Origin of the sequence: Paenibacillus sp. Aloe-11 (assembly GCF_000245715.1) — a bacterium.
Lineage (GTDB): Bacteria > Bacillota > Bacilli > Paenibacillales > Paenibacillaceae > Paenibacillus > Paenibacillus kribbensis.
This window is the reverse complement of record NZ_JH601074.1, coordinates 20,583-42,039: the sequence shown is the minus strand read 5'-3', so window position 1 is coordinate 42,039 and position 21,457 is coordinate 20,583. Positions and strand designations below refer to the sequence as shown.

The 21,457-nt window shown below is 45.3% G+C and carries 15 protein-coding genes; all 15 read left to right on the top strand.

Going from position 1 to position 21,457, the window contains the following annotated elements:
• On the top strand, window positions 1-702 hold a 702-nt coding region (spoIID, locus tag WG8_RS23345; RefSeq protein WP_007432739.1), incomplete at its 5' end, for a stage II sporulation protein D.
• A gap of 70 nt (window positions 703-772) precedes the next feature.
• Complete coding sequence (locus WG8_RS23340) at window positions 773-1,513, top strand: M23 family metallopeptidase (protein ID WP_007432738.1); 741 nt, start codon at window positions 773-775, stop codon at window positions 1,511-1,513.
• A gap of 202 nt (window positions 1,514-1,715) precedes the next feature.
• Window positions 1,716-2,003 carry a sporulation transcriptional regulator SpoIIID gene (gene spoIIID / locus WG8_RS23335; protein ID WP_007432737.1) on the top strand — a complete coding sequence of 96 codons (288 nt, stop codon included), beginning with the start codon at window positions 1,716-1,718 and terminating at the stop codon, window positions 2,001-2,003.
• 170 nt (window positions 2,004-2,173) lie between these two features.
• Entirely contained in the window at window positions 2,174-3,172 is a 999-nt protein-coding gene (locus WG8_RS23330) for a rod shape-determining protein (protein WP_007432736.1), read from the top strand.
• Window positions 3,173-3,298: 126 nt separating this feature from the next.
• Window positions 3,299-4,183, top strand: coding sequence for a flagellar hook-basal body protein (locus tag WG8_RS23325; RefSeq protein ID WP_007432735.1), 885 nt, complete (start codon window positions 3,299-3,301; stop codon window positions 4,181-4,183).
• 13 nt (window positions 4,184-4,196) lie between these two features.
• Window positions 4,197-5,024, top strand: a complete 828-nt coding sequence (locus WG8_RS23320) for a flagellar hook-basal body protein (protein WP_007432734.1) — start codon at window positions 4,197-4,199, stop codon at window positions 5,022-5,024.
• Between the two features lie 10 nt (window positions 5,025-5,034).
• Window positions 5,035-5,247, top strand: a complete 213-nt coding sequence (locus WG8_RS23315; RefSeq protein ID WP_007432733.1) for a DNA-directed RNA polymerase subunit beta — start codon at window positions 5,035-5,037, stop codon at window positions 5,245-5,247.
• Between the two features lie 901 nt (window positions 5,248-6,148).
• The gene (fabZ, locus tag WG8_RS23310) at window positions 6,149-6,595 is read left to right on the top strand and encodes a 3-hydroxyacyl-ACP dehydratase FabZ (RefSeq protein WP_007432732.1); all 447 of its coding nucleotides are present in this window, start codon (window positions 6,149-6,151) and stop codon (window positions 6,593-6,595) included.
• 96 nt (window positions 6,596-6,691) lie between these two features.
• Window positions 6,692-8,410, top strand: coding sequence for a phospho-sugar mutase (locus tag WG8_RS23305; RefSeq protein ID WP_007432731.1), 1,719 nt, complete (start codon window positions 6,692-6,694; stop codon window positions 8,408-8,410).
• A gap of 178 nt (window positions 8,411-8,588) precedes the next feature.
• Window positions 8,589-10,598 carry a DUF5693 family protein gene (locus WG8_RS23300; RefSeq protein ID WP_007432730.1) on the top strand — a complete coding sequence of 670 codons (2,010 nt, stop codon included), beginning with the start codon at window positions 8,589-8,591 and terminating at the stop codon, window positions 10,596-10,598.
• Window positions 10,574-11,713 (top strand): polysaccharide pyruvyl transferase CsaB, encoded by a 1,140-nt coding sequence (gene csaB, locus WG8_RS23295; RefSeq protein ID WP_007432729.1) that lies wholly within the window; start codon window positions 10,574-10,576, stop codon window positions 11,711-11,713. Before WG8_RS23300 ends, csaB begins: the two co-directional genes overlap by 25 nt.
• Before the next feature lie 8 nt (window positions 11,714-11,721).
• Window positions 11,722-12,483 carry a WecB/TagA/CpsF family glycosyltransferase gene (locus WG8_RS23290; RefSeq protein ID WP_007432728.1) on the top strand — a complete coding sequence of 254 codons (762 nt, stop codon included), beginning with the start codon at window positions 11,722-11,724 and terminating at the stop codon, window positions 12,481-12,483.
• Window positions 12,484-12,621: 138 nt separating this feature from the next.
• Entirely contained in the window at window positions 12,622-13,752 is a 1,131-nt protein-coding gene (locus WG8_RS23285) for a glycosyltransferase family 4 protein (protein ID WP_007432727.1), read from the top strand.
• Between the two features lie 193 nt (window positions 13,753-13,945).
• Window positions 13,946-17,965 (top strand): S-layer homology domain-containing protein, encoded by a 4,020-nt coding sequence (locus WG8_RS23280; protein ID WP_007432726.1) that lies wholly within the window; start codon window positions 13,946-13,948, stop codon window positions 17,963-17,965.
• A gap of 351 nt (window positions 17,966-18,316) precedes the next feature.
• A complete protein-coding gene (locus tag WG8_RS23275; protein ID WP_007432725.1) occupies window positions 18,317-21,457 on the top strand; it encodes an efflux RND transporter permease subunit in 3,141 nt (1,046 codons plus the stop codon).

Here is a 21,457-nt window from a genome sequence, read left to right as displayed (position 1 = left end):
GCTGATGACACCAGCGGCGCTCCGGCAGGAGCGGATGTGACGGATACCGTTAAGCATCAGGCTTACATTTCTAAAGCCAGGCTTACTAGAGAGTGGGGACATTCCGGCAAAGCTGCTGAGCTGGCTAAAATTCGGCAGGCTGTGCGCGATACCAAGGATACGATCATGGTATATGACGGCAAACCGATTACCGCTTCTTTTTTTTCTACCAGCAATGGCTATACCGAAAATTCGGAGGATGTATGGGCCAAAGCTGTGCCCTACTTACGGAGCGTATCGAGTCCATGGGACAAGCAGCTGGCACCTCGATATACAGAAACCATCACATTGAGCCGTCAGAGCGTGTTTGATAGATTGGGATTGAGCCGTGCTGCGATAGCCGCTTCTACTGGAGGAGAAAATATGCCCGAGATCCGGGTACTTTCCAAGACAGAAGGGCATCGCATCAAAAAGATTGAAGTAGGAGGAACAGTCTTTACAGGACCGGAAATGCGCAACAAACTGGGACTGCGTTCGGCTGAATTTACGTGGAGGACCGAAGGAGACAAGATTGCTATAACTACCTATGGCTACGGCCATGGTGTCGGCATGAGTCAGTGGGGAGCCAACGGAATGGCCAAGGAAGGGCACACTGCTACTCAAATTCTTCTTCACTACTATACTGGCATTTCCTTTGCACAGGCTTCTCGTATTCTAAGTTAGTAAATTTTTCAAAACTTTGAAGTATAAAAGAGTTGCACCCGGTAACACTGGTTACTGAGGTGATGAGCAAATGAGTGAACAAAATAAAAACCAGAACCAAAATCATGAAGAAACACCCAAAACCTTTCAGGGTGGAAGAGCTTCACAGCCGTCTTCGTGGAAAAAGCTGTTGTCCAAAAGGTGGGCATACCCGGCAGCCTACATTGCCGCAGCAGCCATTATACTAACCTTAGTGTGGGTCTATCAGGATGCTAGCCAGAAGTCTTTCAAACCTGACCCAGCTAGTCCATCGGTACAAAACACAAGCGCAGTCAATACCGATGTCAACGGACAACAGCCGGAAAGTATGGAAGTCGTTGCCCAGTCGGAAAATATCGCATGGCCGGTGGCAGATGCCGCCGCAGTAAAGGTTGTAAAGCCATTTTTTGACGAAAACGCGACAGCGGATGAACAGGCAGCAGCAATGGTAGAGTATGATAAAACCTTTACTGCTAACACCGGAATTGATCTTTCCCGGGCCGACGATCAGACGTTTGAAGTGAGAGCTGCCCTGAGTGGCAAGGTATCCCGTGTAGAACAGCATCCGCTGATGGGAAATGTCGTAGAAATCACGCATGATAACAATATCAAAACGGTGTATCAAAGCTTGAGCGATCTAAAGGTAAAAGAGGGCGATCAAGTTAAACAAAACGATGTAATTGCTTCAGCAGGTCGTAACGAGCTTGAAAAGGATTTGAAAACACATCTGCATTTTGAAGTGTATCAGGATGACAAGCCGGTGAATCCTACAGGTCTGCTTCCTAAAAAATAAATTCGGTCATGGCTTTGCATGCAAAGCGGGGAATCCATATTCCCTGCTTTTTTCTTGTTCATTTTTGTTCATGAGGTAAACAGATAAGCTGCTGCTGGCAAATAAATAGGCCTTCCGAAGCATGTCTTCCCGCCAAACCGCGAATATATAAGCACGCTCCTCATATAATGTACCAAACTATCCACAGTAGGGAGGCGGGAGCGTGCACGATTACATCAAGGAACGGACCATCAAAATCGGTCGCTGTATCGTGGAAACAAGGAATACGGTCCGTACGATTGCCAAAGAATTTGGTGTCTCCAAGAGCACGGTGCATAAAGATCTGACCGAACGGCTGCCTGAAATCAACCCGGATCTTGCCGATCAAGTGAAGCATATTCTCGAATACCATAAATCCATCCGCCATCTGCGAGGAGGGGAAGCGACGAAAATCAAGTACAAAAAAACGAGTGGGAAAAGAAGGGAGATTCTCGTTTCCGGCAAGTCTTAAAAATATATGGTGAATTGGCTGGCAAAGCCATTGAATCAACCCCCTGAAGTATGATATGTTAAAAGATGGTACAAGACGAAAAATGACATGTAACCGTAGGTTTATACATATATTTGCCGCTTCTTGTCGAATCTTAGCTTTTAAAATATCACTTTGGGGGCCTTTTTAATATGTTCAGTAATGATATCGGTATCGACCTCGGTACGGCCAACGTGCTTATCCACGTCAAAGGGAAGGGGGTTGTTCTTGACGAACCTTCCGTTGTCGCGATAGAAAGCGATACAAAGAAAGTATTGGCTGTCGGAGAGGAAGCACGTCGTATGGTTGGACGGACTCCTGGTAATATCATAGCTATTCGTCCATTGCGTGATGGCGTCATCGCCGATTTTGAAGTGACGGAGGCAATGTTAAAATATTTTATCAATCGCGTAGGGGGGAAAAGCTGGTACAGCCACCCTCGTATTTTGATTTGTGCGCCGACGAACATTACCTCAGTGGAACAAAAAGCGATTCGTGAAGCGGCGGAGCGCAGCGGGGCGAAAGAAGTCTTTTTGGAGGAAGAGCCAAAAGCAGCTGCCATCGGAGCAGGAATGGACATCTTTGAGCCCAGCGGCAACATGGTAGTGGATATTGGTGGCGGAACAACAGACGTTGCAGTCCTCTCTATGGGGGATGTGGTCACAGCTTCTTCCATTAAAATGGCAGGCGACAAGTTTGATTCAGCGATCATGAAATATGTGAAAACAAAATATAAGCTTCTCATTGGGGAACGTACAGCCGAGGATATCAAGATTGCCATCGGAACCGTAAATCCGAGTGGGCGACGTGCGGAGATGGACATCCGTGGACGGGATATGGTATCCGGATTGCCGAAAACATTAAGTATTTCCGCCGATGAAGTGCAGGAGGCGCTTAGAGACCCTGTGTCAGCGATTGTTGCCGCAGCCAAGTTTGTATTGGAGCAGACTCCACCGGAACTATCAGCCGATATTATTGATCGTGGTGTCATTCTAACTGGCGGCGGTGCGCTGCTTAGCGGACTGGACGAACTACTTGCAGAAGAATTGCGTGTTCCGGTATTGGTTGCCGAGGATCCGATGCATTGTGTCGTTAAAGGTACAGGAATTATGCTGGACAATTTGGATCATGTGGTTAAGAAAAAGTTCTAATCTGCCGATAGTGACTATATGAGACTCGTATGCGGTCGGGCAGGTTGCCTAGCATGTCGGCTTCCGCTCCTCCGTGCGAGCAGATGATGATGCATTAGCAGAGTACAGGATTGGGGTGCACGATACATGTTGAGAGGTTTATATACTGCGGCAGCCGGAATGACAACACAGCAACGACGCCATGACACCGTGACGCAAAATATTGCCAATATGAATACGCCGGGATACAAACAGGAGAACAGTGTTCAACGTTCTTTTCCCGAAATGCTTATTTCCATGACGGGCGGCAACCCGGATAATCCGGATCGTACGGTCGGCAAGCTCAATACTGGCGTTTTTGCCGAGGAAAGCCTCTCCCCTTACATTCAGGGGGCATTGAAGGACAGCGGACAAGCTACGGATTTCGCGATACAGTCCAACATTAGTGTGAACGACCCGGCAACTGGCCGGCCTATGGCTTTTGATCAGGCAGGGAAATTTGTTAATGCTAACGGTGAAGTCACCTATCGTCCAGAAGCGTTTTTTACGGTCCGTGACAATAACGGAAATGTACGCTATACACGTGACGGACATTTTCGGGTAAATGGAGCGGGAGCATTGCTTTCGTCGACTGGCTCAGCAGTTCTGGATACAAATGGTAATCCGATTCAATTGACGGGTGCTGTCTCAGCACTTAAAGTAAATGAGCGGGGCGAATTGGTGGATAGCCAGTCCAACCAGACATTGGGAACGACGCTCGGAATTAGTGTTATTGATCGGCCGTATCAGCTTGTCCGTGAGGGCAATGGGAATTTCCGCCTGAATGATACGGATGGTGCTACAGCCAGAATGATGACCGCTAACGATGCTGTGTCCGTTCGTCAGGGTTATCTGGAAGTATCTAATGTGGATGCTTCGCAATCGATGGTGGATATGATGGCTGCGTTAAGAGCTTATGAAGCGAATCAGAAGGTTATTCAATTTTATGATAAAAGCTTGGACAAGGCCGTTAACGAAGTAGGCCGTGTATAACGGGGGGTAAGTGATGAACAACTCCATGATTGGCGCAATGGTGTCTATGGCCAGTGTGCAACAGCGTCTGGATTTGATTGCCGATAATATCGCCAATATTAATACGACTGGTTATAAGAGTAAACAGGGTTCCTTTGAAGATGTGCTGGCTAATGTACAACAGCAGCCTTCAACGTATCTCCAAAATGGGCGGGCTATGCCGCTCGGCTATAATTTGGGCTACGGAGTTAAAATAGCCTCGATTATGAAAAATATGGAACAAGGTCCACTCAAGGAGACAGGACTTCCTACTGATCTGGCGATTCAGGGCAATGCCATGTTTGAGGTTCAGGGCAATGGACAAAAAGCTTGGACGCGTGACGGCAGCTTTCATTTTATTCCTGATCCGAATGATAGTGCAACGATGATGTTGACCACGGCTGAAGGCTATTCGGTGTTGGACAACAATGATGTTCCAGTGACTGCGCCAGCAGGTTCTAAGGTAGCCATTAATTCGGACGGTGAGTTGTTGATTCGTGCCAATGGGACGGGCGAACCAACAGTTGGCCAGCGGATCAAGCTGATGGATGTTCAGCGTCCAGAAGGACTGGAGCAGCGGGATGATAACCTGTTCGTATTGGCGAATGGAGTAACAGAAGCAAATGTGTTCGGTGCAGCAGGTGTAGCGGGTGCTGTTCCAACGGACGTATCCGTGCGTTCCGGTTACCTGGAACAGTCCAACGTGGATTTACCAGGTGAAATGACGGATATGATGCAAGTTCAGCGGATGTATCAAATGGCGGCGCGGGCGCTGACTTCTAGCGATACGATGATGAACCTGGCTAATAATCTGAGGGCATAGGGATTTGGTAATGAAAGAAGAACAATCCGATTCCCGTCCAGTTCCTGAAAAGACGAAGTCCCGCTGGCGTACTGCCCGTTATTTCGTAGTTCCGCTGCTTCTCCTTTTTTCGCTGTTAGGTGGTTTAATTGCAGGATACGTGATTGTAGGTAAGCAAGGACTGGCAGGCGTATTTGAATGGAAAACCTGGCAGCACGTCATTGATCTTATATTTGCGCCTTAGTTTACTTTAAAAGTGGCTGTGGCGAGAAAAGACCGCTCCGCGTGCAGATTGTTCTTCCGATTGCTGTTATCCCCGGATTCCTTTTTGATTTTAAAACATTGGAGGTTTGAATCCGGGGATAAAGGCAAACGCTGCGCTTCTCCAGAACAATTCTGCCCGCTCCGCTGCTACCCGCCATTAGGGCTACTCTTATTAAAATAAACCACCCGCAATTTGTGTGGGTAGTAATAAAACAACAGAACCCTGTGCCAGGCGGCGCAGGGTTTTGTTTTGCCTTTAACGGCAGGAGCCTCCAGGTGTAGCACGCCTGGATTGTGCCAATGAAGGCCATCGCAGAGGCCTTCGGTTTTGTTCCGCCCTTCACGAAAAGCGAGCATTATTGAAGCGAGGCTTTCTTTTTGAGCCAAAAGTAACTCGGCGGAGAGGTTTATTTGAATCTGGAGAAGCGATAGCGTTCGCCTTTGCCCCTAAATTTTAACCTTACAGGTTTTATAAAATGAAAAAATTAAGGGGCAACAGCGATCGGAAGATCAAATAAATCGCGCAGCCCGTCCCCCTTGACTCAAATTGAAACTCTGCTTCACCCCATAATAGGAGCAACCAATATGGTACTTCCGCGTAATTTTCTTTTTGCATCTGATAACTGTATAATGATGGGGAAGTTTATAGCACTGCGGGGTAAGATCAAACACGGGCAAAAGGGCCTCTTCGCGCCTCTGGTTGCGTAACCGGCGGAAAAAGCCCCTTATCTCAACCTTCACTTCTGCAGTAGGTGAAGGATATCTATCATTGTTGCCGCAATGAACTGTTTTTATGCAGCACCGATGGGGAATATTATGCTTGCAGAAATTCATGACCGATTCAGGACCGAATCTGCAAGCGGAAGGAGTTATTAAGGTAAATGGACAAATTGCAATTGGATGTTAATCAAATTCAGGAGATTATTCCGCATCGACCGCCATTTTTGTTGGTGGACCGCATTGTTGAGCTGGAGGAAGGGAAAAGAGCAGTAGGTATTAAAAATGTAACGATGACTGAGCCTCATTTCATCGGACATTTTCCGGGATATCCGGTCATGCCAGGTGTGCTGATCACCGAAGCCCTGGCTCAGGTTGGAGCTGTCGCATTGCTGCATCTAGAGGAAAATCGCGGTAAAATCGGCTTCTTGGCAGGGCTGGATGGCTTCCGTTTCCGCGGACAGGTGGTTCCTGGGGATACACTGACGCTTGAAGTGGAAATAACCCGTTCCAAAGGATCATTTGGCAAAGGGAAAGCTACGGCTAAAGTAGGCGATACGGTAGTAGCTGAGGGCGAGATTATGTTTGCTTTGTCCGATCCTTCCCAATAAGCAAGCTCTGCTGACATAAGCACGACGTTTGAACCGAGTGCATGTGTACATAGAAATCCTGTTTTGACAACCAAAAATGGAGAGGGGAAATAACGTATGACGCAGTTGAGTAAAAAAGCACTAGAAGGCATTGAGAGCTGGCTGCAAGACCCTTATATTGATGAAGAAACCAAACAGGAGTTGCGGGCATTGGAGGGCAACGAGCAGGAGCAGGAGGATCGCTTTTACAAAGAGCTGGAATTTGGTACAGGCGGTCTACGTGGAGTAATCGGGGCAGGCAGCAATCGAATGAACCGCTACGTCATTGGACGTGCGACTCAAGGACTGGCTCGCTACATTTTGGAGCAGCATGCTGGAAAAGAAGGCAAGCCTTCGGTGGTCATTGCACATGATTCGCGCCATTTCTCGCCAGAGTTTGCCCTGGATGCAGCTTTGGTACTGGCCGGCAACGGTATCGTGGCTAAGTTGTTCCCGTCCCTGCGCCCGACGCCGCAGCTTTCATTTAGCGTACGTCATTTGGGAGCCAGTGGAGGGATTGTCGTAACTGCGAGCCATAACCCGCCTGAATATAACGGATACAAGGTATACAATGATGAAGGCGGTCAGCTTGTTCCTGATCAGGCTGAACAGGTGATTGGTTATATCCGTGAGGTTCCTTCTTTTGCTGATATTCACCGTCTGACCCGTGAAGAAGCAGAGGCGCAGGGACTGTTGGTTTGGCTTGGAGAAGAGGAAGATGAAGCGTTTGTAGATACGGTAGCCAATGTAAGTGTGAACCGTGAGCTGATTGCAGCTGGACCAGGCAAAAACTTCAAGGTCGTGTTTACACCTCTCCATGGCACTGGAAATATACCGGTTCGCCGTGTGCTGGAGAAAATCGGCTTTGAGCAGGTGCATATTGTACCTGAGCAAGAGCTGCCGGATGCTGAGTTTTCCACCGTCAAATCGCCGAACCCGGAAGAACGGGATGCATTCAAGCTGGCGATTGCACTGGGCGAGAAGATTGGTGCGGATTTGTTGATCGGAACAGACCCTGATGCTGACCGCATGGGGGCGGTTGTAAAGAACCGTGACGGCGAATATGTGGTGTTGTCCGGGAATCAGTCCGGCGCGATTATGGTGTACTACTTGTTGAATCAGTTGAAGGAAACAGGCAAGCTCCCGAATAACGGAGCAGTCATCAAAACCATCGTCACCAGCGAAATGGGCGCAGTTATTGCCGAACATTTTGGTGCAACTGTGTTTAATACGCTAACTGGCTTCAAATATATTGGTGAGAAAATGAACCAGTTTGACCAAACGGGAGATTATACCTACCTATTCGGTTATGAAGAGAGCTATGGCTATTTGGCAGGCAATTACGCTCGTGATAAGGACGCCGTTCTGGCGGCCATGCTGATTGCTGAAGCTGCTGCTTATTACAGCACCCAAGGCAAGACGCTGTATGATGTTTTACAAGAGCTGTACGAGCAGTTTGGATACTTCCTTGAGAAGCTGGAGTCTCGTACACTGAAGGGCAAGGACGGAGTGGCACAGATTCAGGGCAAAATGACGGATTGGCGCAGCAACGCTCCTCAAGAGATTGCAGGCGTGAAGGTAGACAAGGTGCTGGACTACTCGCAAGGGCTCGACGGACTTCCTAAGGAAAATGTACTCAAATTTTTACTGGAGGATGGTTCATGGTTCTGTCTGCGTCCTTCCGGTACTGAGCCAAAAATCAAAGTATACTTCGCGGTACGCGGTTCTTCGCTGGCAGATGCGGAGCAAAGAATCAGCCGTTTGGTGGATGCTGTTATGGCGCGCGTAGACGCTTGAGACAAATCCATTTATAATAGAATAGGTTAAGACAAATTGGATACGTAATAAGTAATCGGTGACCTCTCACGGCAAAGGGCAGTACGCCGTGGGGGTCATTTCTATGTTGCAGAATAATCTAGAATAGGCTTTGGGAAAATAGGCTTATTGCGGCAACGGATATTAAGGAGGTTCTTTGGTGTATCAGAAATGGCAGTATTGGAATACGGTTTCTCGAAAATGGTTGTGGGCTCTGGTCGCGCTCGGTTTGTTGGCCTCCATTCCAGTCATCGCCGATCGTGTGAAGACAGAATCCTCGAGTAAAAAAGTAGAGATTGTATTTGATTATCGGGATTTGACAGAGGCAGCTTCGTATCAGGCTCACCCGCAGGATTATTTGAACGAGCAGCTTGACCGCTTAAAGCAGGCGGGTGTGAACAGTATGGCAATGTATGAAAGTACGTTGGACGATTTCCGCAAAGCGGGCCGGGTCGTAACCTATACGACTCAGAACGTTGCAGATATGGAAAGACGCCTTTCACCTGCAAATGAGAATTTTACGTACGTTGTTTTTTCTAACAAAGAAAATGCTGAGGCACTAAAGCCGTTAATTGAACGTACGTTTACAAGCCTGGGCATTAACGTAAAGCCTTGGAGCTATCAGGGACAGGAAGGGGTCGTTGTGGAAACATCCCCAGAGGATGCGTACCTTAAGCCGATGCAGCCTGACCCGATTGCGATGAAGCAGCTTCGGAGCAAAGGATTTTTTATTGTTCCGCGGATGAGTGACAGTCTTCCTTATAACGAGGAACTGACAGAAGAAATGCTGGCCTCCTTTCAGCAGAATGGTGTGAAACGCATTTTGTTTGAAGGAGATTCAGTCAAAGGCTTTACAGATAACGAAAAAAAGCATAGCCTGGCGGCGTTTGCTAAATTGCTTAATAAATATGATATTGGCCTGGCTGCTATTGAAAACTTGAAAAAACCACAAGCCGGCTTCAACAGGCTTGCTTACGATATACACTATAACGTTGTCCGGTTGTATTCTCTGAGCGACAAGGATTCAATGCTTGATGTCGAGACCTTGGCCGATCGTTTTGCATTGGCAACCAAGGATCGCAATATTCGCATGCTGTATCTTAATACTGCCCCTACGCGAAGTGTAGCTGAGGCTAAAGTAAAGGATTCGGTAGATAATCTGATTCACAGCCTGGACGAGCCAGGGAATGCAGTTCAACGGATGGAGAAAAAGGGATTTGAGCTCGGACAGGCTGAGCCATTCCAGGTGGTTGATTCTTCATTTCAACGTTATCTGAAAATGGTCGTCGTACTGGGCGCACTTGCATTCTTCTCCATTATGGTGTCCTATTTTGTACCGGCATTAACCCTGCTGGCGTTTGCACTCGGTTTGGTTGGCTCTGCAGGTCTTTATGTCCTGAGCTCCAGCTTGATGGAGCAAGGCTTGGCGCTGCTCGCAGCAATTAGTGGTCCTACGGTTGCAATGGTCATTGCCGTACGTACGATTAGAATTAAACGTGAACAGGAGCTCTCTCCAGGTCAGCGTTTGGTTCAAACGCTTATTTTGTACGTTCAAACAGCAATCCTGTCGCTGGCTGCGGTGCCCTTTGTCATTGCGCTGCTGAACAGTATTGCTTACAGCCTTGTGCTGAACCAATTTAGAGGTGTAAGCTTGCTTCACATTCTGCCAATCTTTTTGGCTGCGGTATATATTTTCTTTTATCGTGGCGTTTCTATACGTGAGGAAATTTCCAAGTTGCTGCGCACACCGATTACCGTACTATGGGTAGTTGTATTGGCTGTTATCGGAGTCGCGGGAATGTACTACTTGAGCCGTACAGGGAATGCGGGAACCGTGTCGAACACGGAGCTGGTTTTCCGGAATTTCCTTGAGAATGCATTTGGCGTACGTCCGCGTAATAAGGAATTTTTGATGGCACACCCCCTGTTTATTGCAGGTGCGTTCTTGGCCTTGAAATACCGCAAAGCGATCTATGTACTGATCATAGCTGCTATAGGTCAAGCCTCTATGGTGGATACATTTGCTCACATTCACTCTCCAGCGGCACTCTCGCTTAGTCGTGGACTATTAGGATTGGGATTGGGTCTGGTTCTGGGAATTATTGCAATTGTCGCGTGGCAAGTGCTGGAAGGATGTTGGAAGAAATGGTCACCACAGCTCAAACGATAATCATCTCGGGTTATTACGGCTTTCGCAATAGTGGAGACGAGGCGGTACTCAAGTCCATTTTGACTGCATTAGAGGTGGAAAGCCGTCAAGCCGGGATTACGGTTAAGCCTGTTGTGCTATCTTCTGACCCTGCATGGACAGAGAAAATGTATGGGGTAGAAGCTGTCCCACGTATGAGTCTGGGGGAAGTTCGAAGAGCGATTAAAAACAGCGACGGGCTAATCAGTGGTGGTGGAAGCTTGCTTCAGGACGCGACAAGTCCCAAAAGCATTCCTTATTACCTCGCAATTCTCAAACTGGCTCAATGGGCTGGAAAGCCGACGTTTGTATATGCTCAGGGCATTGGTCCGGTGCAACGAAAGATATTTTATCCCATGATCCGGTCTGTGTTTCAACGCTGCGAATATGTATCTGTAAGAGATAAGCAATCCGCCGCATTGTTAGGTAGCATGAAGTTAAAGAGTCCGACTGTCGAGGTCGTTCCCGATCCGGTAATGGGACTCCCATTGCCCTCCGATTCCGGTCAGGCGCACAAAGCTGTTGCTGAGCTTAATCAGGATGAACTTCTGACTGTCGGTGTGTCTGTACGCTATTGGGACAAGGAGCATCGAGATTTGACCGCTATCGCAGACGGTCTGAAAAAATTAGCTGCTGGACGCCGCGTACACTTGCGTTTTTTTCCTTTCCATTTGCCTGACGATGAGCAGGCTTCAAGGATGGTAATGGATTTGTTAGGGGATATTAGGGGAACAGGTAGCCGTGTCAGCATATCTGATCAGGTTACCGATCCTCAGCAGATGCTTTTGGAAGTCAGTCGTTGCAGTTTGATGATCGGGATGAGATTGCACAGCTTGATCTATGCAGCATCCCATCAAGTGCCCCCTTTGGGGATATCCTACGATCCCAAAATTGATCATTTTCTCAGCCGCGTCGGCAGTCAGCCTGTAGGCACTGCAGAAGCACTAGATGGACAAAAGCTGGCTGTAGAGGCTATGCGGCTCCTAGATGAGCGAAATCAATGGATCGAGAGCCAGGGAGCGGCAATTGCTTTGTTGAAGAGCGAGGCACGTTTGCCGGCACAGCATATCATTAATTACTTGTGTCGCAAAGGATGATGGATACAGTGACAGTTGATAAGGTTACGAATGTGCCTACCGTCCCGATTTTCGGTGTTCGGGTATCAAGGCTTAATATGAAAGATACTTTAAATGTATTAATCCAGGCGGTGGAGTCTCGCAGACCCCATCAAGTGATCACTGCCAATCCAATTATGGTAATGGCTGCATTGGAAGATCCTGTGTACATGTCAGTGATGAAGCAGGCAGAGTTAATTGTTCCAGATGGGACTGGTGTGGTCTGGGCCGCAAATTATGTAGGACACCCTGTACCTGAGCGAGTAGCAGGTTTTGACTTATTACATGAATTGCTTAGAGCCGGAGAAAACTATCATTGGAAAGTTTATTTGCTCGGATCAACGTCCGAGGTGATTCAAGCGACTGCACAGCGGGTACATGAGCTTTATCCTGGAATTACGGTTTGTGGCCAGCGCGATGGATTTTTTGGATCTGAAGAGGATGAGGCAGTCATCGCAGCCATTCGCAAAGCGAATCCGGATCTGTTATTTGTAGCACGTGGTGCGGACACCCAGGAGCCGTGGATTGGTAAATACAAGGAGCAGCTGGGCGTACCGGTCATGATGGGGGTTGGCGGTAGTTTTGATGTTATATCTGGCAGAACAAAACGTGCGCCTAAATTGTTCCAGAAACTCAGAATTGAGTGGCTGTATAGGCTGCTTAAAGAGCCCAGCCGATACAAAAGAATGCTTGCGCTGCCGAAATTCGCCGTGAAAGTGATGCGTGAAAAAGAAAACGTCACAAAAGTGTGATAAATAGCTTGAATCTGCCTTCAAAACCCGCTAATTTGCCAGAATATGAAGCTTGGTATTTATTTTTGATCAGAGTATAATTCAATGCGGTTACATCTGAAAAGGGATTTGCTTTAAAATTGGGGGTCGAATGATCAAATGCTATTGATCTATATTATTGGTTTCATCATGGCACTGGGACTTGCGCTGTTATTGACACCGCTCGTCAAGAAATTCGCTGTTAAGGTTGGAGCCGTCGATGTACCGAATGCCCGAAAAGTACATACCCGGATTATGCCGCGACTTGGCGGACTGGGGATTTTCTTGGCGTTTCTGTTGTCCTTATTGGCGATTTTGCCTTTTGTACCCGACGGAATGCTGTCCTCACGGGATATTAACTTTATCGCGGCCTTTCTGATTGGCGGTACGATGATTACACTGATTGGTGCTCTCGATGATCGTTTTGATCTCAATGCAAAGTTGAAATTTTTGGCTCAAATTGCCGTTGCTTGTATGGTTGTGTTTGCCTTTGATATTCGTGTTGATTTTGTAAATGTACCTTTTCAGGATGCATACTCGTCTTTGGAAAGCTGGATTTCCGTCCCGCTTACGATTTTCTGGATTGTAGGTGTGACGAATGCCATCAATTTGATTGACGGTCTGGATGGACTGGCTGCGGGTGTTTCAGGGATTGCGATTGGAACCATCTTTGTGATGTCCCTCCTGATGGGCAACTACATGGTGGCTATGCTTTGTCTGGTGCTGCTGGGCAGCATTATCGGATTTTTATTTTTTAACTTTCATCCTGCGAAGATATTCATGGGTGATACAGGGTCGCTGTTTTTAGGTTTCAGTCTGGCTATGCTATCCATGCTTGGTTTCAAGCAGATTGCTATCGTATCATTTATTACACCATTAATTATTATCGGTGTACCTTTATCAGATACATTTTTTGCTATCATTCGTCGCAAGTTGCAGAAAAAACCGATTTTTTCACCGGATAAAGGTCATCTGCATCATTGCTTACGCGAACTAGGTTTCAGCCATAGACAGACGGTTTTGATTATTTACGGTATTGCTGCATTTTTCGGTGTATTAGCCGTCATTCAATCGTCTGCTGCGCTTAATGAAGCAAACTGGGTTACCTTTGTCGTGATATGTATTATGATGTTTTTCTTACAGATTGGCGCAGAGGTTATTGGTCTGGTGGGCAAAACCAAGCGTCCAGTTATTAACACACTTATTCGCCTGTTGGCTAAGCCGGATTCACAGACGCGATCGAAATTATAAATTTTTTATTTAAAATGTAAGTCTTCAAGCTTGGCGCTATGCCGCGGGTTTGAAGGCTTTTTTGTTGTTTGCTATAAAAAATCTCCCTCCTTTTTTGAGAATTTACTAATTTTTTGTATGTTCACTACCGATAAAAAAAGTATTGAATGATTACGTACCCCAAGGTGCGACAGAATCAAAGGAGGACAATGATTTGAAACGATTGCTATCCATGTTGCTGACGGTTGGTCTCATCATTGGCTTGGTGCCGGCGGCCCTGGTAGGTACGGCTCATGCTGCGACAGGAACTTATTTTATTTTTCCAAATGAAAAATATGATGTGGATTCGGCCAGATCGGTAAACACCGACCGCATTACAGTTAACGGAACGATTAACGGAGTGAACGGAAGCACGATATCGTATAGTGTATTCCAACTCTCTAAAAATGGAACGACTCTTAACGTGGTGAATAAAAATGAGAGTCAAAAAGGCGGAATTACGGTTAGTGGTTCTACGCTTAAAGTTACAGACATTAAACTGTTTCCTGGTTTGAACCGAATTACATTCCAAAGCAGCCAAAACTCGGCTGACATGAAGGATTCTATTTACGTAGAGTACCAGGATGGACCCAAGGTTTATGATCTGTCTGCCACGCTGAATGGTGCAACCGAGCAGCTGGTAGAGAACCAAACGGCTGTGTTGACGGACGCTAAAAATAGCGGCTCGGATGACGTTAAGGTGGTCATTCAAGGTACAGCGCCTAACGCCGACAGTGTAACGCTCACGTCTGCCAAAAGCAGTAATACGTATACCATTAGTTCTTTTAATAGCTATAGATTAACAGGTAGTGTTGTACTCAGTCCTGGTAAAAATATAGTGACTATTAAAGTGGGCAACGGAACTCAGGCTCTTACGGTGACGCGTGAAATTACAATCTATACAGGCAAACCTGAATTCTCCGATTTAAACTTGAGCAAGGATGGGAATGTGTCTGCTGACCTGACCACTTCACCTGACTTTACGGTTTCATCTACTAGTGGGATTGTTTTGAATGGTAAGGTTTTAGTTCCAGGTGGTGCAACCGATCCGGCAGTAGCTACGATCAATGCACGCTTCACAGATGTAAGTAATAATGGCAGTGCTGTAGGTAGCGCTACTGGGATTGATGCCACGATTGATACGGCTAATGTGGTTACATCTAATGGCTATAAGGTGTATCCATTCACGGTGACTGTACCATCAGAGGCTGTAATTGATCATTTGACCAGAGCATCCCTGGGTATAACCTATACTGATAGCAGTACACCTCCAGCTCCATCGGCTGTTCAATTTACATTGCGCAGCAGCACTCAGCCGTATATTGATGATGTAAACTATCTTCCTGATTTTAATAATCAGTTGTTGAACAGAATTAATGGAAGCGGGTCTGATCAGGCCACTGCCATAGATGAAGCCATGAAATTAACTGGAAGCTCTATGAAGAACAAGACCACAGATGCTCCATCTGTTCCTGTAGGTATGGAGTTCATCGTTGTTAACGGTGCACCTTCTTCAATCAGTGAACTTTCTGGAGTATCGGTTCATACTGTAGGGACACCTCAAGATGTGATTCGAACAATCAATGGCAAGGCAACACAAGTGAAGAAAATCGTTGCTTATGTAGACACTTTGCCTAAAGAAGGACAAAATGTACTGAATTTTTATCTGAATGGTGACTCGACCAAGTTAATTAAGGCAACGGTGAATCTGCTGCAGGGTCCGTTCATGAAGTACGATACGATTTATGATGGGCAACAAATTCCGTTGAATACATCCAGTTCAAACTTGAACACCTATAAACTGACGCAATTGGGTTACTTTAAAGGTAAATTGCTTGATGTAAGCAATACAGCAGATATTCATTACACTGGTGCTAACCGAAACGTATTCTTGTATGTCAACAATGTGCTGGTTGATCTGGATGGCTCAGGAGTGGACTTTAAGCTTGCTGCTTCCTCAGAAACAGCCGCAGCCAATGCACTGGCGAACGGGAATAATGAAATCAAGTTTGTGTACAAACCAGGTATTGAGTATAGCAATACGGTAAAAGTAAACTTTACACAGACGAATATTCCGGTAATTCCGGTGCCAAACACACAAGGGATTATTCCTTTTACACCAGTTAGCGGTTTAAGCAGTACGCCAAAATATAGCGAGATTGCACCAAAAGCAAAAGATGCTAATTTTACTAAGGTAGATGACACGAACTACAAAACATCTCTGAAAAATATCAATGTATTTGGTACTTTCAGTATTGCCGATTTGGGTAAAGCAGATCAGGTAAATGGTTCATTAAGTGATATTGCCAATAAAGATCAATATATTCTGGAGATTAAGGGCTCGGACGGCACTGAGATGAACTGGACGCTGAATAATGAGTTTTTCTCAGCAGAAGATGCCAAAACAACGTACAACTCCGGCGCTACTACAGATAAATTTACAAGCAAAGATTTAAAGGATCTGCTTGTGTACTATCATCCGGACAAAAAGTATTTCAGCTTTGTACTGAAAAACCAGACCGTTCCCCAAGATGGAACACCAGTAGCCTATAACATTACCTTGTACAACAGTGGCAAGAGCGGACCATTTGCTACTTTCCGACTGCAAGTATCCGGTCAATCCACAGCGTTTGATATTTTGCGTCCGCTCCCTGAAAAGAGAATCGTGAATCAAAACTTTGTACAAGTAATTGTGAATGCACCTAATGCAGATAGTGTTACAGTGGGTAAGGAAACAGCAGTTCAAGAGGGATTCGACTCTGATTATGACGGCACCGTTGATTACCCTTCAGCTTATAAAGCCATCTTTACAGGTCTAAAAGCCAACAAAGATACTAAGATTGACGTGGTAGTTACAGTAGGTAAGGAAAAACTGAAGCAGACTATCACTGTGAAATATGTGCCTACGAATATTCCTGGCGAGCAGTACATGGAAGCCATGAAAACATCACACAAAGTGTTTGATGGCAATCTGGCACTTTCCTTTGCAAAAGGAACCAGTCTGATCCGTCGGGATTACGATCAACCTCAACAGTTCAAAAATCAGGTGTTCTCTGGCCATACTTTGTACTTTGCAATAGCAAATAGTGAAGATGGTGTAGTAGACCGTCATGAATTTGAAACTGAAAAAGCATTATCGGATATGCAGAGCTTGATTGCAGATGGAAGCAGATACTTTAACAGAGAATTCCCAACTCGCTTTAACATGTCGAGTCCGGTATTCTGGATTGACCCAGGTGTAGCAGATGATATTAAAACAGATGCGTACGATCCGGTAACTTTTGGTGCCGATCCTTATCAACTGGCTAATAAATCGCAAAATGACGACAGTAAGATCAAAAATTTCTACTGGCGTGATCCGGCTAACGAATTGGTGCCTTCCAAGCGTGGTACATTAACGCTGACGTATGATGATAGTATCGCTCAGGATGCAGGGAAACAAATGACGGTGTTCTATTTTGATTCCGATCTTAAAGATTGGCAGAACATCGGTGGTGTCGTAGATCCGAAGAAACATACCATTAAAGTACCGTTCGATCGTTTCGGCTATTATGTAGTCGCTAAGGTTGGAGAAACGTATAGTGATGTCATTAAGCACAAGTACGCCAGAGATTACATTGAGGCTATTTTGGCTAAAGGTGTCATGAATCCGATGGATCCAATTAATAGCTTTGGACCTGACAGCTACATCAAGAGAGGCGAATTCACGGCCATGATTGTCAAAGGTCTGCAAATTCCTCTTAATTTCAGTGGAGCGAAGCATTTTGACGATGTATCCATTCCAAATACGATATCAGCAGATGCCCTCTATGATTATCGTTACATTGAAACGGCTGCACGTGCCGGCATTGTAAAAGGCTCACAACCGAGAATCTTCATGCCGGAAGATGTAATCACGCGTCAGGATGCAGCGGTCATGATTGCTAAGGCATTGAATTTGAAGCTGGAAACAGATCATGACAAGATCATGAAGAATCTGTCCAAAACCTTTAAAGATGCAGACAAGATTGATTATTATGCACAAGCATCTGTACTGGCTATTGCCAAGAAGGGCTTCATCACTGGTTCGCCTGTTGATGCAAGTGATCTGAAGCAAGGGTATATGTTTAACCCTACATCACTGACCTTGCGTGGCGATGCGGCTATTATTATTGGTAAAGTTATGGCTGATAAAAAGCTGCTTCCTAAAATTTAATCCTTAATAAGCCTGATTTATTGAAACATCCCTCCATGCGAAATTGGAATTCCCTTTCATATACATGGGAGGGATGTTTTTTATAAATCAGCTATTTGACTGGGATTAAGGGCCTATGCCATAATAGCAATGAGCAAATAACTAGTGGTAAAGTTTACAGTACTATTGTTCTTGTATTACCATGAATGCATTAAAATTAACTACTTTTTTTTAAGTATTTATCTCAAAATGTGTTTATTATTTGCTTATATATTTTTTTGCACATTTATCTGAAACTTTACGCCTATTTATTCGTAGTAGAGGATTAGTGTGTTTCAATATTACATAGAGAAATGAGTGGGGAGTGATGAGATGTCTCAGTTTTCAATACGCCGTCCTGTAACAGTATTTATGTTAATTATTGCTTTGTTAATCGGGGGCGGTATTTTTGCGTTAAGGCTTCCTGTCGAGCAGATGCCGGATATGAAGCTGCCTATTGCTGTGGTAGCGACCAGTATTCCGAACTCGACACCGACAGAAGTTGAGGAACTGGTGACCAAACCTATTGAAAAGGGTCTGGCTTCTATTGAGAATGTGGACACGATCCAGTCGCAGTCTTCAGAAGGATCATCCATGGTCATAGTTCAATTTAATTGGGGAGTAGATATAAATCAGGCAACCCTCGACATGCGAGATAAAATTGATGGGGTTCGAGGGTCTCTTCCAAAGGCGGCAAATTCACCGCGCGTACTTAAATTGGATATTAACGCAACGCCAGTTATTACCCTCGCTTTTACAGGGGATCAGGATGTTAACAAGCTGAAGCCTATTGCTGAAGATATTATACAGCCGCGGCTTGAAAGAATTGCGGGAGTAGCGTCAGTCAGCATGTCAGGTGGGCAAGAACGGCTTGTGAAGATTACTGTAGATCAGGCCAAGCTTCAAAGCTATGGCATTACGCTGGATCAAATCAACCAAGCACTATCGTCCAATAACATAGCTGGTTCTGCTGGTTCGGTGTACCGAGGTAATACAGAAATCCAACTTCGGGTTCAAGGTGAATATAAAGCTGTTTCAGAAATGGGTGAAACGCCAATTCCAGTAGGGAAGGGAAGCGTTAAGCTAAAGGACATTGCGACAGTTAAAGATTCTGTGGATGAAGTTACAACCATTTCTACCTATAATGGAAAGCCAAGTATCAATATTTCTGTTACTAAAGCTACAGGGGGAAATACCCTTTCAATCGCCAATTCTGTGAAGGATAGTTTAGATTCAATACGGAAGGAATTACCTCCGGGAACTCAATTGGAGATGGTAACAGATGCTTCCAAACCCATTAGCGACTCCGTAAACTCATTAGTAGAGCATGCTGTATTGGGACTTGTTATCGCAGCCATTGTGTTGCTGTTATTTTTGAATAGTGTACGTTCCACAATTATTGCTTCTATCGTTATTCCAATTTCTTTCGTAGCAACGTTTATGATGATGTATTTTAGCGGACAAACCATCAACGTCATTTCATTGAGTGGTTTGCTACTGGGATTGGGATCCTTTGTCGACTTTGCCGTTGTTATTATTGAGAATATTTTTAGGCAGCGACATGAAGGGAAGAGCATGCTACAAGGGGCTATTGATGGCTCCAAGCAGGTGGGTAATGCCGTTATGGCGTCTGCACTTGCGCAGATCGTAGTATTTTTACCAGTTGTTTTTGTTGACGGAATTGCGGGAGTTCTATTTAAACCGCTGGCATTAACTGTTATTTTTTCTCACGTTGCAGCTTTGGTGGTTTCTCTTCTGATTGTTCCAATGCTCAGCTCACGTTGGTTACCTACCGTACCAGATGAATCAATATACTCTTCAGGTACTTATAAAGGTATTAACCCGATTATGTGGTTTAATATTGGTTTCGAGAAGTTTAAGGGTGGCTATCGACGTATATTGAAGTGGGGAATTAACCACAGAAAATCGGTTTTGATCATTACATTATTAATGTTTGTTGCAGCTGGGACTCTGATTCCTATGGTTAAGGCTGAATTTATCCCGGAATCCGATACTGGGGAATTCACAATTAACGTAAAACTTCCTAATGGAACGGTCTTGGAAGAAACTGAAAAGGTTGTTCAAGGTATAGAAAAAGAAATTTTGAAAGTTCCTGATCTGGATAAAATGACCGTGACAGTTGGTTCTGGTGGCAATTCTGCCTTTTCAGGTGCAACTCCAACCAACTCGGCAGATCTAAGTGTTACGCTGAAGGATGGCCATCAACCAACAGATGTTGTTGTTGAGGGCCTTCGTAAGAAATTTGATAGTATTCCGGATGCAGAGATTACACTGACGTCTACAACAGGTTTTTCAAGTGGATCGGCTGTTAACATTAATCTAAAAGGTGACGATATTGACGTCCTGAGAGAACTCTCGGACAATCTCGTTGCGGACGTGAAAAACATACCGGGTACCGTTAATGTTAAAAGTAGCTTGAGTGCGGTTCGCGAAGAATATGAGATTACGGTTAATCGGGAGCTTGCTAGTCGATATGGCTTATCAGCGACCCAAATCTTATCTGCAGTGAATACTTCTTTTAATGGATCAGTCGCCACAAGCTATCGTACAGGTGAAGATCAGATTGATGTGAAGATATCGCTGCCAGAGCAAAACCGCCATGATTTGTCATATTTACAATCTTTACGGATTACCACTTCACAAGGCATCGATGTACCTTTGTCTTCAGTAGTAAGTATGGATAAACGGACTGTACCCGATACTGTTACTCGTGAAGACCAAACGCGTCAAGTGCAGATTACTGCTGATATTGATGGAACAGGGGACATTCTTACCATTAATCAAAAAATAGATGCTCTATTGAAGAGTACTCACTTCCCAGAAGGCTACAGTGCAGATACGGGTGGCGGTCAAAATGAGCAAATGATGGAGTCCTTTATAAATCTGGGAATAGCTATATTGCTTTCTGTAGTACTGATTTATATGGTTATGGCGGGTCAGTTTGAATCCTTGCTTACACCGTTTGTTATTATGTTTTCGGTTCCACCTACATTAATAGGTGTGCTTATTGGTTTGGTTGTCACAGGATCTAGTCTTAGCGTATCGGCCCTAACCGGTTATATTATGCTCGTCGGCTTGGTCGTGAATAACGCCATTGTTATGATTGATTTCATCATTCAGCTCCGTAAAGAAGGCCAAGATCGGGATGAAGCCATTATTCATGGAGCATCTGAGCGGCTACGTCCAATTTTGATGACTACACTTGCTACCGTACTTGCTTTGCTTCCAATGGCATTCGCTACAGGAGATGGTAATGAAACACAAGCACCTATGGCAGTTGTCGTTGTGTTCGGGTTGTCCTTTGCTGCTTTGATTACATTGATTCTTATTCCGGTTGTCTATGTTATTTTGGATAATATGATTGAAAAGCGTAAAAATCGTAAATTGAAAAGACAAGCAAAGAGACAACTCAAAGAAGAAGCAAAGCTGCAACAAAAGAGTGTTCACATTTAA

Excerpts from the sequence above, each read along its gene's own strand:
- WG8_RS23340 (WP_007432738.1), top strand. The coding sequence starts at position 773 with ATGAGTGAACAAAATAAAAACCAGAACCAAAATCATGAAGAAACACCC.
- WG8_RS23330 (WP_007432736.1), top strand. The coding sequence starts at position 2,174 with ATGTTCAGTAATGATATCGGTATCGACCTCGGTACGGCCAACGTGCTT.
- WG8_RS23325 (WP_007432735.1), top strand. The coding sequence starts at position 3,299 with ATGTTGAGAGGTTTATATACTGCGGCAGCCGGAATGACAACACAGCAA.
- WG8_RS23320 (WP_007432734.1), top strand. The coding sequence starts at position 4,197 with ATGAACAACTCCATGATTGGCGCAATGGTGTCTATGGCCAGTGTGCAA.
- WG8_RS23315 (WP_007432733.1), top strand. The coding sequence starts at position 5,035 with ATGAAAGAAGAACAATCCGATTCCCGTCCAGTTCCTGAAAAGACGAAG.
- fabZ (WP_007432732.1), top strand. The coding sequence starts at position 6,149 with ATGGACAAATTGCAATTGGATGTTAATCAAATTCAGGAGATTATTCCG.
- WG8_RS23305 (WP_007432731.1), top strand. The coding sequence starts at position 6,692 with ATGACGCAGTTGAGTAAAAAAGCACTAGAAGGCATTGAGAGCTGGCTG.
- csaB (WP_007432729.1), top strand. The coding sequence starts at position 10,574 with ATGGTCACCACAGCTCAAACGATAATCATCTCGGGTTATTACGGCTTT.
- WG8_RS23285 (WP_007432727.1), top strand. The coding sequence starts at position 12,622 with ATGCTATTGATCTATATTATTGGTTTCATCATGGCACTGGGACTTGCG.
- WG8_RS23275 (WP_007432725.1), top strand. The coding sequence starts at position 18,317 with ATGTCTCAGTTTTCAATACGCCGTCCTGTAACAGTATTTATGTTAATT.